Origin of the sequence: Providencia sp. (assembly GCF_052096715.1) — a bacterium.
GTDB lineage: Bacteria > Pseudomonadota > Gammaproteobacteria > Enterobacterales > Enterobacteriaceae > Providencia.
On record NZ_JBQDNB010000005.1, the window covers coordinates 213,971 to 232,947 of the forward strand.

General features: G+C 39.4%; 20 protein-coding genes and 2 pseudogenes. 11 read left to right on the forward strand and 11 right to left on the reverse strand.

Features of this window, described 5'->3' with window-relative positions; all coding sequences use genetic code 11:
- Window positions 1-2: 2 nt before the first annotated feature.
- From ACTH6U_RS06650 to ACTH6U_RS06680, 7 genes are all read right to left on the reverse strand, one after another.
- On the reverse strand, window positions 3-488 hold the full coding sequence (locus ACTH6U_RS06650; protein WP_336431030.1) for a fimbrial protein: 486 nt from the start codon (window positions 486-488) through the stop codon (window positions 3-5).
- Window positions 489-527: 39 nt separating this feature from the next.
- Window positions 528-1,034 (reverse strand): fimbrial protein, encoded by a 507-nt coding sequence (locus ACTH6U_RS06655; RefSeq protein WP_294110357.1) that lies wholly within the window; start codon window positions 1,032-1,034, stop codon window positions 528-530.
- Between the two features lie 40 nt (window positions 1,035-1,074).
- The gene (locus ACTH6U_RS06660) at window positions 1,075-3,711 is read right to left on the reverse strand and encodes a fimbrial biogenesis usher protein (protein ID WP_441831858.1); all 2,637 of its coding nucleotides are present in this window, start codon (window positions 3,709-3,711) and stop codon (window positions 1,075-1,077) included.
- Window positions 3,712-3,801: 90 nt separating this feature from the next.
- On the reverse strand, window positions 3,802-4,500 hold the full coding sequence (locus tag ACTH6U_RS06665; protein ID WP_294110235.1) for a fimbria/pilus periplasmic chaperone: 699 nt from the start codon (window positions 4,498-4,500) through the stop codon (window positions 3,802-3,804).
- 63 nt (window positions 4,501-4,563) lie between these two features.
- On the reverse strand, window positions 4,564-5,100 hold the full coding sequence (locus ACTH6U_RS06670) for a fimbrial protein (RefSeq protein WP_294110237.1): 537 nt from the start codon (window positions 5,098-5,100) through the stop codon (window positions 4,564-4,566).
- A gap of 78 nt (window positions 5,101-5,178) precedes the next feature.
- Complete coding sequence (gene fimA, locus ACTH6U_RS06675) at window positions 5,179-5,727, reverse strand: type 1 fimbrial major subunit FimA (RefSeq protein ID WP_441829242.1); 549 nt, start codon at window positions 5,725-5,727, stop codon at window positions 5,179-5,181.
- Window positions 5,728-5,865: 138 nt separating this feature from the next.
- The gene (locus ACTH6U_RS06680; protein WP_336431022.1) at window positions 5,866-6,144 is read right to left on the reverse strand and encodes a helix-turn-helix domain-containing protein; all 279 of its coding nucleotides are present in this window, start codon (window positions 6,142-6,144) and stop codon (window positions 5,866-5,868) included.
- A 1,218-nt stretch (window positions 6,145-7,362) separates the two neighbouring features.
- On the opposite strand from ACTH6U_RS06680, the gene yajD reads away from it, so the two are divergent.
- The 6 genes and pseudogenes from yajD to ACTH6U_RS06710 all read left to right on the forward strand — a co-directional run.
- A complete protein-coding gene (gene yajD / locus ACTH6U_RS06685; RefSeq protein ID WP_294110242.1) occupies window positions 7,363-7,710 on the forward strand; it encodes an HNH nuclease YajD in 348 nt (115 codons plus the stop codon).
- Between the two features lie 436 nt (window positions 7,711-8,146).
- A complete protein-coding gene (locus tag ACTH6U_RS06690; RefSeq protein WP_336431023.1) occupies window positions 8,147-9,124 on the forward strand; it encodes a DUF1852 domain-containing protein in 978 nt (325 codons plus the stop codon).
- 27 nt (window positions 9,125-9,151) lie between these two features.
- Window positions 9,152-10,183 carry a methionine synthase gene (locus tag ACTH6U_RS06695; RefSeq protein ID WP_294110359.1) on the forward strand — a complete coding sequence of 344 codons (1,032 nt, stop codon included), beginning with the start codon at window positions 9,152-9,154 and terminating at the stop codon, window positions 10,181-10,183.
- 413 nt (window positions 10,184-10,596) lie between these two features.
- Window positions 10,597-10,854 (forward strand): YjhX family toxin, encoded by a 258-nt coding sequence (locus tag ACTH6U_RS06700; RefSeq protein WP_294110245.1) that lies wholly within the window; start codon window positions 10,597-10,599, stop codon window positions 10,852-10,854.
- A gap of 10 nt (window positions 10,855-10,864) precedes the next feature.
- On the forward strand, window positions 10,865-11,416 hold the full coding sequence (locus ACTH6U_RS06705) for a GNAT family N-acetyltransferase (protein ID WP_441831859.1): 552 nt from the start codon (window positions 10,865-10,867) through the stop codon (window positions 11,414-11,416).
- Window positions 11,417-11,474: 58 nt separating this feature from the next.
- Window positions 11,475-12,242, forward strand: a pseudogene (locus tag ACTH6U_RS06710) (SAM-dependent methyltransferase); the annotation flags it as partial.
- Window positions 12,243-12,502: 260 nt separating this feature from the next.
- Here ACTH6U_RS06710 and ACTH6U_RS06715 read toward each other — a convergent pair.
- On the reverse strand, window positions 12,503-13,423 hold the full coding sequence (locus ACTH6U_RS06715; protein ID WP_294110252.1) for a LysR family transcriptional regulator: 921 nt from the start codon (window positions 13,421-13,423) through the stop codon (window positions 12,503-12,505).
- Between the two features lie 104 nt (window positions 13,424-13,527).
- On the opposite strand from ACTH6U_RS06715, the gene ACTH6U_RS06720 reads away from it, so the two are divergent.
- A complete protein-coding gene (locus ACTH6U_RS06720) occupies window positions 13,528-14,553 on the forward strand; it encodes a zinc-dependent alcohol dehydrogenase family protein (protein ID WP_441831860.1) in 1,026 nt (341 codons plus the stop codon).
- A 206-nt stretch (window positions 14,554-14,759) separates the two neighbouring features.
- Here the strand turns inward: ACTH6U_RS06720 and ACTH6U_RS06725 are convergent, their stop codons facing one another.
- Both ACTH6U_RS06725 and ACTH6U_RS06730 read right to left on the reverse strand, forming a co-directional pair.
- A complete protein-coding gene (locus ACTH6U_RS06725; RefSeq protein ID WP_441831861.1) occupies window positions 14,760-15,122 on the reverse strand; it encodes a cupin domain-containing protein in 363 nt (120 codons plus the stop codon).
- A 76-nt stretch (window positions 15,123-15,198) separates the two neighbouring features.
- Window positions 15,199-16,026, reverse strand: coding sequence for an AraC family transcriptional regulator (locus tag ACTH6U_RS06730; RefSeq protein WP_441831862.1), 828 nt, complete (start codon window positions 16,024-16,026; stop codon window positions 15,199-15,201).
- Window positions 16,027-16,260: 234 nt separating this feature from the next.
- On the opposite strand from ACTH6U_RS06730, the gene ACTH6U_RS06735 reads away from it, so the two are divergent.
- The 4 genes from ACTH6U_RS06735 (at window position 16,261) to ACTH6U_RS06750 (ending at window position 18,481) form a co-directional block, all read left to right on the forward strand.
- On the forward strand, window positions 16,261-16,623 hold the full coding sequence (locus ACTH6U_RS06735) for a YibL family ribosome-associated protein (protein ID WP_441831863.1): 363 nt from the start codon (window positions 16,261-16,263) through the stop codon (window positions 16,621-16,623).
- Between the two features lie 209 nt (window positions 16,624-16,832).
- A complete protein-coding gene (locus ACTH6U_RS06740) occupies window positions 16,833-17,105 on the forward strand; it encodes a hypothetical protein (protein WP_441831864.1) in 273 nt (90 codons plus the stop codon).
- Between the two features lie 142 nt (window positions 17,106-17,247).
- Window positions 17,248-17,385, forward strand: coding sequence for a hypothetical protein (locus ACTH6U_RS06745; protein ID WP_441831865.1), 138 nt, complete (start codon window positions 17,248-17,250; stop codon window positions 17,383-17,385).
- A gap of 277 nt (window positions 17,386-17,662) precedes the next feature.
- Window positions 17,663-18,481 carry a hypothetical protein gene (locus ACTH6U_RS06750; protein ID WP_441831866.1) on the forward strand — a complete coding sequence of 273 codons (819 nt, stop codon included), beginning with the start codon at window positions 17,663-17,665 and terminating at the stop codon, window positions 18,479-18,481.
- Between the two features lie 90 nt (window positions 18,482-18,571).
- Here ACTH6U_RS06750 and ACTH6U_RS06755 read toward each other — a convergent pair.
- Window positions 18,572-18,751, reverse strand: a pseudogene (locus tag ACTH6U_RS06755) (integrase); the annotation flags it as partial.
- Window positions 18,752-18,977: the final 226 nt, after the last annotated feature.

Sequence of the window (18,977 nt, forward strand, 5' to 3'; positions counted from 1 at the left end):
ACTCACTGATAAGTATAGGTGACATCAATAACCGCTTGTATAGTTCCCTGTGTAGCGCCACCTTTGACCGACAGTGCCCTTACTTGTAAAGGAAAATTTGTCGATAATGTAGAATCACTGACTGGAAGTTTTTTCTGAGCGCCATTATTTAAGTTATTACCTGCAGTATCTTGTAATTGCAGTTGAATATTCCCTGCACTTCCCTGATTTTTATAATACCCCGTCGTATCAGCCGAACCTTTAAAAGTCGCGGTAACCGCAGAAGTTCCAACAGGACAATTCACTAAATCTAATGAAACAGGATGCCATTGTGATCCAGAACCTGGCGTCACTAAATTAAATGTATAAAGATCCCCTAAATCTACATTAGTCGTTGTTGTCGCAACCGTACAAGGCTTGGCAACAACACTGCCATTGACGGTTATCGTGATATCTGCCGCATGTGTTGATGTTATCTGTGTTGATAATAACCCCAATATCAACGCCATAATCACCTTCCATTTATTATCAATCATGACATCCTCTGCTTACTGAAATTCGAGCGTAAAAGTTGCGGTTGCACGAATATGCCCTGCAACAACAGGAAGCTTAGAAGCCATTAACCGTGCATAAAAACGAAGTGTATTGTTTTGTCCAGCAATGAGTGGCGTCCAAATGATATTGTTACTGTCCGCATTCAGTACGAGGGGAGTCCTAGCACTATCTAAAATTTGGATACCCGCTCCAGAGGCATTAGCACTACCAGACTCTAATGCAAGTAATGCCTTATTATTCGTATCTGCAATACCGACAAACCCAACCTTGACTGCAGTAACCGCCGTTCCACAAGGAGTGAGCTCTATGCTGAAAGGAACAATAGGTGTAACTTCTCCTGTGGAATGAAGCTGTTTAGTCGCATTAATTAATAAATCAACTACTTGATTTTGAGACCCCGGTGCAACAGCACAGGTATTATCTTTAACATTCCCTTTAATATTAATTGTGCTATCTGCTGAAAATGCACTTTTAGATAGCAGCATTAATGTCAGCATCATGGCAGAGAAATTTCTTGATTTATCAGACACTATTCGCTCCTTAACGGCATTCTGCACGATACTTACTCAGCATTTCTTGTTGGCTTTGCTCCGGCAGGGTGTAATTAATCTGACACTGAGCATCAGGTCCATTCCCCCAGCGAGCTGTTAGCTGTCCGGTAAGTGGTAATCCTGTTAAGTAAACTTGCCCCTCATCAGCAACAATGCTGCCGCCGCTGTTTTCACTTAACGAAACGATAGCGCCAAAAGGGATTGGCTTTCCGTTTCTAACGAGAGTCATAAGTACTTTTACACCCACTTTCGGGTTGAAATTTGCGCGCACAACGGCTCCCCGAGTAGGAACCACACTTACAACAGGATCCTCAAGGTCAACATTGTTTGCTAATGTATTAGTATTTAGGGCAATTCGATTTTCGCGGTAATCAGTGGCATAAGGTAAAACGGCATATCCGCGCCAATCCGTCTCAACCCCAGTTTGGTTCTCAACTTTAGTGTGCCCCGCTCCCGGCGCTTTAACCAAAACAACGGTATCATTCATCGGTTGGCTCAATGTCACGCCATTTCCATGAGCTAAAATACCCCCACTAAGGCCGTAATATATTTGGCGAACATTATCGGTATAGCTATAACCTACGTTGGTATTACCGTATGCTCCACGGTAATTCAAAGCGGTATATCCTGTTGCTGACGATTTTCCTTGCCCACCACCCGCATAACCCGTCTGCACGCTATAACTTAAGTTATTATCTTCAAGTAATGTGCCATACAAACCTCCGGTATTGGTCATACGTCCTTTAAGATCGTGGGATATGTTGTAGCTCGCACTTGCATTACGCCATATAGATTGACTATCAGAACGAAGCCAATGACTGAATGGGATATTGACATTCAAGGCCAACATTTGATCATTTGCATCCTGCCAAGAGTTTTTAGATAAGCTATAACTTAAACCCCAGCTAATACCGTTAATTAGTGTGTTAATACCAACCTGTAGTTGTTTATCAGATTGGCTAGTATTCCAATAGGTTTCATGACTTCCCGTCATATATAAAGTTGATTGTTCACCTAGCTGCTGAGTTAAGCTTAATTGGATTTTTTCACGCTTGTTATAAGCTAAATTATAATAATCAGTAAATCTCGGCGTTACCTGTATAACGCCATCTTGAGTTGCAAGGTTATATCCATCCATTCGCTTATAAGTCGTATCGGAGAATGAATAATAGCCTTTGGTTGAATAGCGATAACCTGCTAGCTGAATGATTGTGCCCGTTTCATTCAAAGACTTGTTATAGAGAAATCGGATAGATTGTCCTGCATGATTACTATCATCGGGTAGTTTAGCGTTTGCATGCGTAATATCGACTGATAATGCACCGAGTACGCCAATATTTTTACCAATACCCGCATTAAAGGATTGATAACGGTTAGCCAATTGTGTTCCACCATACAAGGTCCAACCATATGATAAACCATGCATTAATGTACTCTGCAAAAAATTTGGTTTCTCCTGCTGTCCATTCCCTGAACGATAGTTACCCACAGTTACCGCATATTGCGTATGGCCTTCTCTTTGTAATAACGGCACTGAAGAATAAGGAACAGTGAAGCTTTGTATTGAACCGTCGGCTTCCGTTATCGTTACTTGTAAATCACCACTATTACCTGCCGCATATAAGTCATTAATAACAAAAGGCCCAGGAGGATAAGTATTACGGTAAATTTCATAGCCATTTTGTTTAATTGAAACATCAGCCGTACCTCGTGCAATACCACGCACAACCGGTGCAAACCCTCTTTGACTTTCAGGTAACATATTATCGTCAGAAGCTAATTGAATACCGCGAAAATTAAAGCTATCGAATATGTCACTCGGTGTATAACTATCACCAGCGGTTAAACGCGAGCGAAATTCATTAATCCCACGCTCGAGATAAGTATTAATATGTTCCCAACGAGTTTCACTATTAGCACTGCTTGTACTATGGCTCCATGTCGAGTTATCACGCAAACGCCATGGCCCAAGGTTTAACCCACTTTGTAAGTTTAAATAGGTATAACTACTATTTTTACCATTTAAGTTACGTGCGTTATTTCCTGTTAGGCTATAGTTTAAGATCCCCGCTGTAATGCCTGAGTCCCATAGTTCAGGAGGAATAAAATCTCGAGCTCTATCTTTCATAAATACTTGAGGTACGGTGAGATTTAACCGCTGTAAGCCCACATCAAATCTTACCGTTGAATCGGTGATAAGTGAGACCAAAGACTCACATGTCTCTTTTGGTGGTGCATTTATCTCAGAGATAGCTAGAGTATTAATACCCATTTTTGCCAGCTCACCTTGAGTTAAACATGGCGATAATTCATTATTATTTTTATCAAAAATAAAGCGCACATCACGTGTAAATAGATAGCCATCATTGAGATAAACATCCACACGATAAGTACCTTCAGGTATTTCTTGCCCTTTTTCAAAAATAGATAAATCAGCAACAGCAGAAGGGTCATCAGCCAAAAAACGTGGATTAAAATACAACTCTGCTTCTACCCATGAAGGATACAGGCAGGTACTAATAAGAAGTGTCAATGGAATTAAGAGAAAACGACGCTCTGATATGCATCCAAAAAACGATCCCTTTTTCAAAATTAATTGTCTTTCTTCAGATGCCAAATGTGACATGCTCCCTCCTGCCCGATCAACGAAGTCGCTCAGTAAAATATTTGATTTAGAATGATGTTTAGTTCTTTCTTAGGAATAAAAAATGAGTCGTTACTGAGTTATTCCTGTCATTTTCGGAGTCAATGCGCCGTAATCATTGATGGTTTGGTAGCTGATCTCACCATTAGCATTTGTAGGTATATTGATAGAGGCTTCACCGAATGGAGGTACAAGCGTATTTTCCAATTTAACTGAGCCCACATTGAGCTCCGTCACTGTGGCGTAATAAGGTGTCGGATTGATAATAGTGAGTAATTTTGTTTGTCGCTTAAAACGTAATTCATCCGCAACTTTATCAGGTGCGATAGATAAGCCTGTCGGACGATAATATAATTTAATACGACTGATAATGGCTAACTGTAAGGTATTCTCATTAAGTTTGGCCTTATCCATAGCGGGTATCGCTTTGACATTTAACCAAAAAAGACTTTCTCTATCTTTCGGTAGCTGGTTATTAGTCGCATCGATAATACGTAAGGTGTTTTCCTTTTTACCTTTCATTGAGAATAATGGTGGCGTAATAGCAAACTGACTATCTTTTTCGCCGTTAATATTTTCCACCCATGACTGAATAAGAAAAACACTTTTTTCATCATTATTTGTAACAGCAAGTTGAACCTGTTTTTGATCTGCAGGATAAATAACACGAGTTGCACCTAACGCAATCCCTGCATATACCTGAGTTGATATACTTGAACAGAGTAATATTAATAAAGCAGTAATGAGCTTACGATTTATTCCTGTTTTCATGTTTACATCTGCCCTTCTGGTACTAAAAAATTAAAAATATGCATTACTATCTTTTCGATATATTTATTCATAAGTTAGCGAGAATAATGCTTGCGCATCAGCCCTTCCACCTGAAATTTGATAACTAGTTGCACGATATTTAGCGACAAAGTGTAAAGTCATATCACCATCACTAATCCGCGCTATTTTTTGTGGTGCACTATTGATGGGAATTAACGTATTTTTTGAGTCAAAGATAACTAATCCCACCCCTTTCGCGGCATCGGGTTCATCACCGATAGAAAAAATATCTGGGTTCCTATCATTAGCGACCCCAGAAAAAGTAATAGCTATATATTCACTAACAGCACGACTACATTCTCGAAGGTGAATATCAAAGGTAATGGGAGCCGAATCTTGACCGGGCGCACTCAGCATATTGGTTCTCAGTTGCCCCATATTAACGGTTAAATTCTGGTCTGAAGTTTCGACACTACAACCTTCAGCAATCAATTCCCCTTGAAAGCGCATTCCCCCACCGGGAAGTTGAACTTTCCACTGATTTCCAGCCTGAAGAAATGAAGAAAACAAAACCAGTAAACCCAGCACCAGCCCTCTCATGACCTTTACCTTTTAGTTTCATTTATAAAAAACCGTCCATGGTTTATCGAACTCGATGTCCTTAACACTACTCAGTCATTATTCGTATTGAACCGCAAATGTTGCATCTGCATTAGCAATACCCGCAGTGGTAGCACCGAGCGCATAGTAACGAGCTTGGAATGGTAGAACGTTAGCGCCATCATTCAGAGTAATCGCACTACCAAATGTTGACCCATCAAGGCCTAATGGAGCACTTTTACTATCTAAGATTTGGATACCGACATTAGTTGCTGAACCTGAAACAGAAGAAGCTACAGATAAAACAGTTGGGTTCGCTGCATTAGCGGATACACCGGTAAACGCAACTTTTGCCGATGTTGCAACAGTCGTATCACAATCATTAAGTTGGATATTAAAACCTACAGAACCGCTGGTATCGCCTGATTTTGCCAATTTAGCAGTACGCACTTGACCTAAGCGCACTGTTTGCTCAACAGAGCCAGCATCAACAGCACACGCGGCGTTTACTAACTCACCTTTAAAATGTACAGTACCGCCATTAACTGTTGTGGTTGCAGCAAAAACAGCAACTGAACTTAAAGACAAAGCTGAAACAACAACAAGCGCTAATGATTTAACTTTCATAAAACTTCCTTATGTTTATTTATTACAAAAAAATTGAAAATATAAGAGGATTAAATACAACGTTAATAACACCATAATTAAAATGATCGAATTTAATTAAATTACAAATCCGTAATTCAATTAAATTTAAATACCTGTTCAGATGTTACTATTTAGATTTTTATATTCATCAGAATCAACAAAACACTTTACTTTTTCAAAAAAAATATCAATATCATAACGAGTCATTTCAAGAGCATTGAATAGTATTATCAACTTATCAAATGTGATATTATTGATACCATTTTCATAACGTGATACTTGTTGTTGACTAACATTAATTCGTTTGGCTAATTCAGATCCAGTTAATCCAGTTCTTCTACGATAAGATTTTAAAATTTTACCAATATTAGTTAATAAAGGGTCATTTTCTCGCATGCTAAACCTCTCAAATCATTTTAGCCGACTTACTTTATGTATTGTTGATATAAAGAATATTTGTTAACTCACATTAAGATATAGAATGATGCTTAGCGTTGGAAATTGTTTTTTCCGATCAAAAGTAAACCTTTTGATAGGCAGCAGCTATCGTAACATATTGATTTGATCGGTATTGTCGATCAAACATCAAGATGTGAGTAATAAAATATCGTTATTAATTAAATAACTAACTAGAGTTAGTTTTAATTTAAAAATAAAAAATATATTTAAGAAAATAAGATGGCAAAATTAATTACATGTAAGTCGTGTAATTTAGAAACAACAATTTACAATAAACCAAAAACAAAAAACGAGTAATTATTAAAACCAAAAATAGAAATAGAAGAAAAAAAACACCAATAATAACACTCTATTTTCCATATCATAATGAATGCTTTAACCAAAAAATAAATTCTATCGAATTAAAAAAATACTAAGCAGGGAAATTATCAATGTAAGATACTAGTCATTATTGCCATAATGAATAAAAGCGATTTTCATAGTGCAACAGACCTTGTTAATAACCTAAAGTTCATCAAACAGAATAATGAATAGTTCTTATAAAACTTTAAACACCTTCTATTAAAAAAGTCTTATTTAGATAGTCCCAAAAAGACAAATCGTCAATATTATTGAATATTTTTACTAAAAATGAAATTCAATAGGTTTCCTCAACATTCATATAGTTCGCATACAGCTAACCCTTCCGATATATTAAATATCGTTATACATACCTCAAAACGTATCCCTATCAATATTCATGAATTAAATCTTACTAATTTCGATATAAAGGTCATGGTTTTTATAAACACACTTAACATAGATCTTCTCAGCCTATGAGCCAGCCCTTCGAGATATCAAACGCTTCCATTTCAAGTATCAAACCATCATTCAGAGAAATATTGTTATTTATTAATGAGAAGCATTGACAAACCTGGAGAAGAAGAGAATTTTTCCTTTTTTTAATAGCGAGATATGAGTAAATAATAATAGAGTGATAATCATATCGATTACACGTCATTTATAGAAAGTTCTAAATCATAGAACACAAATTTGTGTTTTGTGAGATTTACTATTAAAAATCAGTTTCCTCTTACATTTTACCTTCTATTCCATTATGGGGTATATTGGAAACACTCTCATGAAATTATCTCTTGTTAACAGGTAACATTGGCAATGGCTCTGATCCCAAAAAACTACGCGCGACTGGAAAGTGGCTACCGAGAAAAAGCATTAAAAATTTATCCGTGGGTATGTGGACGCTGCACACGAGAATTTGTTTATTCAAATCTACGTGAATTAACCGTTCACCATATCGATCACGACCATACGAATAACCCTGAGGATGGCAGTAATTGGGAGTTGTTGTGCCTATTTTGCCATGACCACGAGCACTCAAAATACACTGAAGCCGACTTATACGGTACAAATGTTGTCGCTGGGGAAGATGCTCAAAAAGATGTTGGCGTTGCCACCTATAATCCCTTTGCCGATTTACAGTCAATGCTTAATAAGAAGAAATAATTTCAACAACAATGCCCCTAGGCAAGAAACTGATTTTCAGAATTTCGTAAAAATGACAATCACACATTATCACTTGCTTGCCTTTTTCTATCAGCCTTTTAAAACAGCTATTAAAGTTCGTTCCTTTATTATTTTTAGATTAATATCAATACGCTATCAACCATCCCTATTTACTTTTTGAGTCGATGTAAGTAATAAGCTAATGGCAAATCTTATGAACCAATAACTTCTGCAACTAGCCCCCACCCCAGATCATGAATATAGCTCATGTTGTAATGAAATTAAGTCGCTTTCACTCATCCACTCGCTCTGGCATAAAATAGATAATATTAACTTATTGGCAACATGAAGACTGACAAATGAGAAAGCTTGTTACTTCTCACAAACTAATAAATAAATTCAGTTTTCATATCAGCACTTAGGATGCGAGATCACCATGAACAATGACTTTACATTTACGATTAAGAGCAGTCTTTTCGATGAAAATTATAACCCCTCTGAAAATACGCGGATCACAACCAACTTTGCTAATTTAGCCAGAGGAAAAAATCGTCAAGAGAATTTACGCAACACTTTGGGAATGATTAATAATCGATTCAATTCATTAGCGACTTGGGATAACCCTAAAGGCGACCGTTATTCTGTCGAACTTGAAATTATTTCTGTTGAAATGAATATTGCAGACAATAGCAATATCTTCCCCGTCATTGAAATATTAAAAACGAATATTATTGATACAAAGACCCATGAACGTATTGAAGGCATTGTCGGGAATAACTTCTCTTCTTACGTGCGAGACTATGACTTTAGTGTATTGCTGTTAGAACATAATAAAAACCAATCTGAATTTAGCATTCCAGATAACTTTGGCGGCTTGCATGGAAACATCTTTAAATACTTCATTAATTCAAGTGAATACAAAGAAAATTTCAAAAAATCACCTGTAATATGCCTAAGTGTCTCAAATAAAGACACCTACCATCGCACGGGGAATCAGCATCCTGTATTAGGTATAGAATACCAGCAAAATGGGGCTTCCTTGACTGAAAAATACTTCAAAAAGATGGGTCTACAGGTTCGTTATTTTATGCCCCAAAATAGTGTTGCGCCTTTAGCTTTTTATTTTACGGGTGATTTACTCAGTGATTACACCAATATTGAGCTTATCAGTACCATCAGCACGATGGAGACTTTCCAAAAGATTTACCGACCTGAGATCTACAATGCGAACTCTGCCGCAGGACAATGTTATCAGCCAAGCCTGAATCAGCAGGATTATTCATTAACAAAAATTGTTTATGACCGAGAAGAACGTAGCCAGTTGGCTATTGAGCAAGGGAAATTTACTGAAGAACACTTCATTAAACCCTACAAGAATATTCTTGAACAATGGTCTGCTAACTGCACTCTTTGATTAACCGAAAATAAAAGGTCATCGACTATGAAAATATTACTACCAACTTCCACTGCGGGCAGTTTGCCGAAACCTTCTTGGCTTGCGCAACCTGAGACACTTTGGTCTCCATGGAAATTGCAAAATGAAGAATTAATCGAAGGAAAACAAGATGCCCTTCGTTTATCACTAGACGATCAACTACGAGCAGGTATTGATATTGTCAGTGATGGTGAACAAACGCGCCAGCACTTTGTCACCACGTTTATTGAACACCTTAGCGGTGTTGATTTTGAAAAACGCCAAGTCGTTAAAATTCGCGATCGTTATGATGCAAGCGTACCGACTGTTGTTGGTGCTGTCGCTCGTCAAAAACCTGTTTTTGTCGAAGATGCCAAGTTTTTACGTCAATTAACTAACAAACCTATAAAATGGGCGCTACCTGGTCCTATGACTATGATAGATACGCTCTATGATAACCATTATAAGAGCCGTGAAAAGCTCGCGTGGGAATTCGCAAAAATCCTCAATCAAGAAGCAAAAGAGTTAGAAGCTGCGGGTGTTGATATTATTCAATTTGATGAGCCTGCTTTTAATGTTTTCTTTGATGAAGTAAATGATTGGGGAATAGCCGCTTTAGAAAGAGCAATTGAAGGGCTTAAATGTGAAACTGCAGTACATATCTGCTATGGGTATGGCATCAAGGCCAATACAGATTGGAAGAAAACGCTAGGATCAGAGTGGAGACAATATGAAGAAGCGTTTCCTAAACTGCAAACCTCTAATATCGATATCATCTCGCTGGAATGTCACAATTCGCATGTTCCAATGGATTTAATTGAATTAATCCGCGGCAAAAAAGTCATGGTAGGCGCCATTGACGTGGCGAGCAATACCATTGAAACACCAGAGGAAGTCGCCAATACACTGCGTAAAGCACTTCAATTTGTCGATGCTGATAAGCTCTATCCTTCGACTAACTGTGGCATGGCGCCATTATCTCGTCAGGTTGCCAGAGGCAAACTCAATGCCTTAAGTGCAGGCGCAGAGATCATCCGCAGGGAACTCTCAGCTAAATAACTTCACCCACTATCTTAGTTTCAGTTGATAGATAACAGGGTTCATATTACAGGGTTGAATGTCCAATAAACGTCAACCCTGTAATCATCTTACTGGCTCCCTGCCTCTTTCAATTTAACATTCTCTACAAGATTCTAATTGGTTAAGCATTTCAATTTTTCTAGATAGCATTTACTGTAACAGTTCACACTTTTCTGCTTTACCTATACCCCTTTAAAAACTAAGTGTTATTATTCGCCCTATAAATACCTTTCAACTCAACCCGAGGCTTTGATGCTGGAGAATGTAATCATCCGATAATCAGCTTAACGACCTTTTTTAGGCCGAACTGGTTATCAATGCGCCGAAATCGAATGCGGACACTGCTATGTGTTTGCAAGTTTTGCACATGATGATTAAACAGGTTTTTCAGTATGAATTTATCCCGTCAGGAACAACGTACCTTACACGTTCTCGCCAAAGGTGGACGTATTACGCACGTCCGCAACATATCAGGCCGCGTCACCTCCGTTGAATGCTACAGCCGCGAAGGGCTGTTGCTCACCGATTGCACACTCGCCATTTTCAAAAAACTCAAAACAAAAAAACTGATCAAGTCCGTTAACGGTCAGCCCTATCGTATCAATACCACTGGGCTGAATAACGTTCGTGCTCAACTCGATAATCGCTAAGGAGAGAGTTATGACGCCGTACAATTTCACTATTCACATTACCACTGAGCGTGACATCAATGACATCCGCGAGGTTGAAACTAACGCATTTGGATTTAGCAAAGAGGCCGATCTCGTTGCGGATTTGCTTGGCGATGAAACGGCACACCCTATGCTATCACTGTTAGCTAGGCACCAAGGGAAATCGATTGGGCATATTTTATTCACCCGAGCAACACTAAACGGAGAAATCGACACTCCATTGATGCATATCCTTGCCCCGCTAGCGGTGATACCGGAATACCAAGGAATGGGGGTTGGTGGGTTGCTTATTCGTCACAGTATTAAACACCTCAAAGCAATGGGGTGTCAGATGGTCTTTGTTCTTGGCCATGCAACTTATTACCCACGCCATGGATTTGAACCCTATGCCGAAGAGAAAGGCTATCCTGCACCGTACCCTATCCCAGTGCAATATCAATCCTGCTGGATGCTGCAATCTCTTTCGGCTCAGCCATTGGGTCAAACTGGCCGCATTCAGTGTGCACAAACCCTGATGAAACCAGAACACTGGCGCGAATAATGGCCTGATATTCTTTCCTGACCTGAGAGTCACACAGGTCAGGAAAATAATTCACAATATCAATAAAAGGAATTCAACATTGGATATCCTACGTATTTTTACCATCAGTGAAAGCGAACATCGCATTCATAACCCATTCACGTCAGAAAAGTATGCCACGCTTGGTCATGTATTATGTATGAAACCAGATACTCGTATTCTCGATCTCGGCAGCGGCTCTGGTGAGATGCTTTGCACTTGGGCCCGCGATTACGCCATCACGGGTATCGGCATCGATATGAGCCAGCTATTTAGCGAGCAGGCAAAACTACGCGCTGAAGAGCTAGGTGTCAGCAATCGAGTTCATTTTTTCCATAACGACGCCACCGGATATATTGCGCAAGAAAAATGTGATGTAGCCGCCTGTGTTGGTGCGACCTGGATTGCCGGCGGTTTTTCCGGCACTATCGAGCTTCTGGCAAAGAGTCTCAAACCAGGCGGTATCATACTCATCGGCGAACCATACTGGCGTCAGTTACCCGCTACAGAAGAGATAGCCAAAGCCTGCGGAGCCACCTCACGAACCGATTTTCTCTCACTTCCTGAACTTATCAGCACTTTCGACAAACTCGGCTACGATGTAGTGGAAATGGTACTGGCGGATCAAGAAGGCTGGGATAGATACGAAGCTGCGAAATGGATGACAATGCATCGCTGGCTCAAAACCAATCTTAACGATGACTTTGCAAAAGAGGTTAGAACTGAATTAACGGTTGCACCGAAGCGCCACGTCACTTACACGCGAGAATACTTTGGCTGGGGCGTATTTGCGCTCATCGCGAGATAACATCATATTCCCAGTATTACCAACAGGAGATACTGGGGATCACTGGAGTCGCATGTAATGAGAAATAGTATTGATATTAAATGAATTTAAAAATTGAATAAACATCAGTGCCCCCAGATTAGTTTTTGAGCAAAAAACGAGCAAAGAAATATTAGCCAATATGAAAGAGTAAACCAGTATACCGATCAGGCTTGAACTGATAACTTTCTGGAGCTGAGCACTATCATATCTAACAGCCCACGTTGAACAAATTGCAGATATTATATCTGCGCTTCAATTACGTCCATCATACCCGGTAATTCACTGACTAGTTTATCGATAGCAAACCTAACTTTCAGTGGAAGACGGGGGGTGCGCAGCCATACAGCATATATAGGCCAGCTTGCCGAAGAGTATTCTTTTAATATCTCTTTTAAGCTGCCGCTAGCGAGTTGCTCGCGGACAAGCCAGTAAGGCAACCAAGCAATTCCACCACCCATTATCGCAGCGTCTTTTATCGCCTGCATATCATCCATCATAAGTCTGGCGGGTGGATTAATTTCTGAAATTTCCCCCCTTTCATTTTTAACTTGCCACTTCAAAATACGCCCTGAGTGGATATAAGCAATAGCCTCATGCTGCTCCAGTTCTGCTAGTGAAATAGGCTCACCAGCTTGCCGAAAATAATCAGGAGAAGCACAGAAAATCATAGAGTGGGAAGTTAGATTTTTGGCTATTAAGCTACTGCTGTCAGGTAACGCACCGATCCTGACGGCTAGATCAAAACCTTCTTCAGACAAATCGACCTGACGATCGCTGAATGAAATTTCTAGTTCCAACTTCGGGTGTTCTTTTGCCAACGCCGACAGTAATGGTGAAATACATAGGTGCCCGAGTAGAACCGGAACAGACACTCTCAATTTTCCGCTGACCTGAAGCTTGCCACCTTCTAAAATATCTTCTGCCATTTTTATTTCATTCAATGCCCGGCGACAAAATTCATAATAAAGCAAGCCTTCATCAGTCAAGCTCTGGCTACGGGTGGTGCGGTTAAATAAAGTTATACCAAGCCTCTGCTCAAGACGAGATATCGTTTTCGCCACCGCTGAGCGTGTGACGTACAGTTTTTCAGCAGCCTGAGAAAAACTAGAGGACTCAGCTGCTATCACAAAAACAGGAATGCTGTTTATTTCACCCTTCATATTGTCACCTAAATGGAATCAATAAGAGGAAATAGTATCTCCATTGTTACCTGACAGGCAATGATAGAATTCTGTCCATAGTCAATTACTACTCAGGAATTTCCATGAAACACACAATGAAGCGCTGGGAACTAAACGAAATCGGGCGTCAAAATCTGAAACTTTCGGAAGTCGAAATCCCACAGCCTGGGTCAAATGAAGTACTAGTTCGAGTGAATGCCGTTTCACTCAACTTTCGCGATAAAGTCATTATTGAAGGTCATATGGGTAATAATATGCCAATGCCTTTCACCCCCGGTTCCGATATGGCCGGTATCATTGTCTCTGTTGGGCCAAAAACAACCCGCTTCAGCCCGGGAGAGCGTGTTATTTCATCTTTTAATGCAGATTGGATTGATGGGAAACTGAAAAACACAGCCAAAAATCCGCACTACAACACCGTAGGTTATGCATTTCAGGGCGTGCTTGCTGAGTATGTTGTGATGAATGAGGAGTGGTTGGTTAAATCTCCGCAGACGCTGACCGATACTGAAGCCAGCACGCTGGTCTGTTCAGGTCTGACTGCTTGGTTTGCACTGATTGAACGTGGTGGGCTACGTGCTGGTGAAACCGTGCTAGTTCAGGGAACAGGCGGTGTAGCTCTCTTTGCCCTTCAAATCGCCAAGTCTGTCGGAGCCGAAGTATTTATCACCTCATCGAGCGATGAGAAGCTGGCAGCTGCAGCTGCGCTCGGCGCTGATCACGGTATTAACCGTAACAAAGAAAACTGGGTCGAAGCCATTTACTGCCTGACGGACGAGCGAGGGATCGATCATGTTGTTGATACTGTAGGTGGTAGAAACTTTGCAGATTCTGTCCGCGCGGTGGCTTCCCATGGCCGAATCTCCCTGATTGGTATGATGGACACACATGATACTTCAGCATCAGGAATGTTATTGCTACTAAAATCGCCAACTATTCAAGGGATTGGTGTAGGTCATCGCCGAGCGCTTGAAGATTTTGTCCGAGCGGTTGACTCCGTAAAACTAAAACCCGTAATCGATAAATCATTCCGTTTTGACCAATTGCCAGAGGCACTGGAGCTGCTCGAAAAGGGAGCATTTGGAAAAATTGTTATCAACGTAAGCTAATATCTAATATCAAAATAATATCTGTAGAGATGAACAGTCCATACGCAGAACTCAAGAGACTGATTTTAGCAAATAGCGGTTCTAAAATCATAAGATTGATTATCAATAGTTCGGGATAATGTAGATTCTTATTGAATAATTAAATAAAAATTTAAAATACAAAACCAGAATTTTGTTTCTGGTTTTGTCGAGATAATATTAATTGATTAGAGCCAAACATCGTTCTTTGCTGTACGCTCCCCGCCTTCATCCCCAGTATTCAATACTCCTCGAGGCTCTATCATCATTAATTTGACTTCCGACTCAGCAGAAGTCTTGTGCTCGATACCTTTAGAAACCACGTATATTTCCCCTGACTTAACTAGCACATGTCCATCCCGAAAATCGATACGTAAAACGCCATCAATAACTATAAATGCTTCATCGGTTTCTGAATGCGAGTGCCAGACGAAATCGCCTTGTATTTTAACAATTTTAAATTGGTAGTCATTCATCTCCATGATGACTTTCGGCTGCCAGTGTTCATTAAACTGAGAAAATTTATCTTTCAGATTGATAGGGCAATACATGGTTACTCTCCACAATGTCAATGAGAGCACAATAATAGAGCATGAAAACTAGAGCAGTCTTGAACGATTGTGCAACTTAGGCACTACCTTTATTAATGATTTTTAGCCACCGCCCCGGTGAAATGCCTAATGTTTTGATAAATTGTCGTGTCATATGGCTTTGATCTGAAAATCCGGATTCAACAGCTACGTTTGAAAGAGATAAGCCCATGCCCATAAGGCGTCTGCTGTATTCTAAGCGGCGCATGGTGACGTATCGATAAGGACTAGTTCCGAAAAGTGCACGAAAATCGCGGCTTAAGCTCCAGCGATCTCTGCCACTGATCAGCGATAACTCATCTAGCGTGATATTCTGACTAAATGCGGAGTCTATATATTGGCGATATTGGCGCGCTATTTCTGCCGCCTTATAATCAAATGTCCGTCGGTGAAAATTCTGACCTCCAACAGTCGCGAGAGTTTGGGCGAAATCATAAAGCGCATCCTCCTCCTCCAGTATTTCGAAAGAATTCTCTACCGCTGTTAATAAAGGTTCTGTAGCAGCAAAAAGCCGTGGATCCGTTGTAATCCCACCGACGATAAAAGGTAAAGGTCTACCACCCAGTATTTTCTGAATTAATGCAGGCTCTAGATAAATCATACGATATTGGAACCCATCCAGCGTACCTGCTTCGCCATCGTGAATTTCATCAGGGTGTAAAACCATAATGTTACCGGGTAAACTATGTCGTTTACTGCCGCGATAATTAAAACTTTGTACCCCTGATAATGTCCTGCCGATAGCGTAAGTGTCATGGCGATGAGGTTCATAACCATGACCGCTGAAATATGCTTCAATACGTTCAATTTTTCCAGATGGCGGAGCAATTTTTATCCAGTCATTTGGGGGTTTCTGTCTGTCCATTTCTGACATCCTAAGGTAACGTTATTAAGATACCGTGTGAAAAGTACAAAGAAGCGCGACTTCTTACCATACTAAGCTTACAAAATTTTGTACATGTCGTTAACAGCACAGTAATTTCGACAACGTGAAAGAGCAACCGGTATTTTTGTAGGTACCAACTCGTATCCCCTTTCGCCCTCTTACATAGAATGGTGTATACTTGCCGACAAGAAATTTATTCACGGTTAATTAATAATGAAAGAAATCGAAAAAACACAAATTAAACTTCTTAGCGATCGCTTAGACCTTATTCGTCACCAGATGGCAAGTATGCAGCTGGCGAACGAAGTAGAAAAATATGCAGAGCTTGAGAAAGAAAAAGCAACTCTGGAAATTGAAATCGTTCGCCTGAAGGCCGCACGTAACAAGAAACTAAGCAAAGAAGCCCAGAAGTTAGTGGATATGCCATTCAAACGCGCTATCACTAAGAAAGAGCAAGCGGATCTTGGCAAGCTAAAAAAAACCATGCGAGGCCTGATAATTGTCCATCCAATGACGGCATTAGGCCGCGAAATGGAACTAGATGAAATGACTGGTTTTTCTAAGACGGATTTCTAATTAGAAAACTAATCTAACTAAAACCTGTCATGACCCACTAATACTAAAAGGTTCTTAATACATTTTTCGTTGTTATGAACCATTAGTAAGTAATTAGCTTCCAATATTTACTACGTCCGCTTATGGCTATAAGTTCAACTGATGGATGCTACTGGTAGCCTTTCCCATACTAGTGGTAAAGGCAGCTGACACAAAACAATAAACTCAACGTGGGCGGTAATCTCAGCCTCAATGCAGGCCAAAATATCACTATAAAAAGTAGCCTAACCCAAGCTGGTGGCTATATCTACATCCTGCCGAATAAAGCCACTAATAAAACCCAACTTGATGCACAGAGTAATCCGCTTGAACTAAAAAATACAAATAAGCGAATTTTTGGATATCTATCAAAACGTGCTATCCACAGAATAAAAAATAAGTTATTAAAACCTATAAAGAAAATTGAGCTATCAATTACTTATTGGCTTAAGGACGCAACCTAAAATTCTTTCGGCTATTCAATGTGACCATATCTAGAGATATTATCTTAGTTAAACAAGTGAATAGAATTAGCTACTTAACTACCTAATAGAACACAAGAAAATAAAAGTAACTTCTTTAGACCTTCCAACTAATTACCAACTCATGAACTATTCTGATGAAATGACTAAGCGAATGCTTGTGTTAGGAATACTGACAACCATTGCAAGAAAAAATTACGCAGATAGACGTCATCGCCAAGCTCAAGGCACGCAAAAAGAAAAATATTACACCAGAAATTAAGAGCCTTCTTACGGAGAAAATGAGCTATAGCCCAAATTATTCTGTATCGTTTAACAATAAAATTATAACCAACATTAAATTTTTAAGATCGTAGACTTAAAACTAATCGGAAGTTGATGATCAAAAAATTAAGCACGTTACGCTCTGAAAATAGCGATCTGTACAAAAAAACAAGCTTGATGCAGGAGTTTTACGTTGTTCAAATTGCCCGCTAATTCGTGTGTTTATGTACTTTATTGATATTTAGCTAATTAAATAATAGTCATAAGGATTATTAATGAAGAACAAAAGGAAAGGTTTACAGTTATTACTAGAAGCATCTATGTTTATAATGCTGCTTGGCTGTAGCTCAAGTAATTCAACTCCATTTAATCCCTCTCCAGATCCTTCAAACCCATCATATGGAAAAATATTTATCAAAATGGCCACTAGTGTCATAGATAATCAATCACCTTATGTAACGAAAATGCCTGGCTATACCTTAAAAGGGTTATATCAAAGTGATTGTTGTGAGGAGCTTGAAAGGGATAATCGTATGGTTTTGTCTTTAGAGGCTTACTATAACGATCCTCGCGTAGTCAAAAAATCCAGCCACTTAAAATGGGAAGTTGGGCAAATAATACCTTACATTCTCCCATTTGTTTACCCTACAATAGACACCCTCGAGGGCTATAAGCATCAAGATCTTAAGTACAGTGTAAAATCGCCTCAAGGTCAAAAATCTTTCGTAATACCTCGTTATCCTACTGGGTATGAACTAAAAATGATTGAATTAACTGAGGTTCAAAAATATATCGTTGTTGAACCTATTGGTGGTAATAAGGACACATACCTTCCTATTAAAATATTGTATCCAAGACTAGTGGTTGATCATCAAGGTAAATGTCAGAACCCAATCTTAGAATTAAAACCCATCGCATTAAGAAGTCATTTCTATTGGTATTTTAGTGATGATTATGACGGAAAGGGTGAATTTACGAAAAAGAACATCGCTGACATCAAAGCATTTATCATGAATTCACCCGATATGGTTGTCACCATTGACATGTCTGATTTAGCTGTCTGTTTACGACCTTTACCTTTAATGAATAAGTGATCTGCTTTAATCAAACAAGACACTTAAATAATGGACTATAATCCAACTATTTAAGTGTCTAATGACAAACAGTATAAACAGAGATTACCCCTACATCATTTCTCTACGCCCTATATGTGCCACAGACGCATTCTTATCAATATGCATATGCGCGAACAGCATTTCAATCTCTGCCGAGTCGTATCCCTTCTCATGTAAAATCATGCTCAACAAGTGACGGAAGCCTTGTCCTGCCAGCCTTCCTTTATATCTTAGCAATTCCATAAACTGATATTGGCAATCTAAAAATAATAGACGATGAAACAGGACAATCCGACAATAATATTAAAATAGATATTACAGGTTTTAAGCCAATAACTATAAGTAGTCATATTTATGGAGAAAATGCGGTTGCAGGAGACTATAAAGGTTCCGCTTGGCTAATAGCAACGTTTGATTAACTTGTAGTGGCATAGTTAATTTGGTCACCAAGTCAGAGGTGATATCATCACCTCAT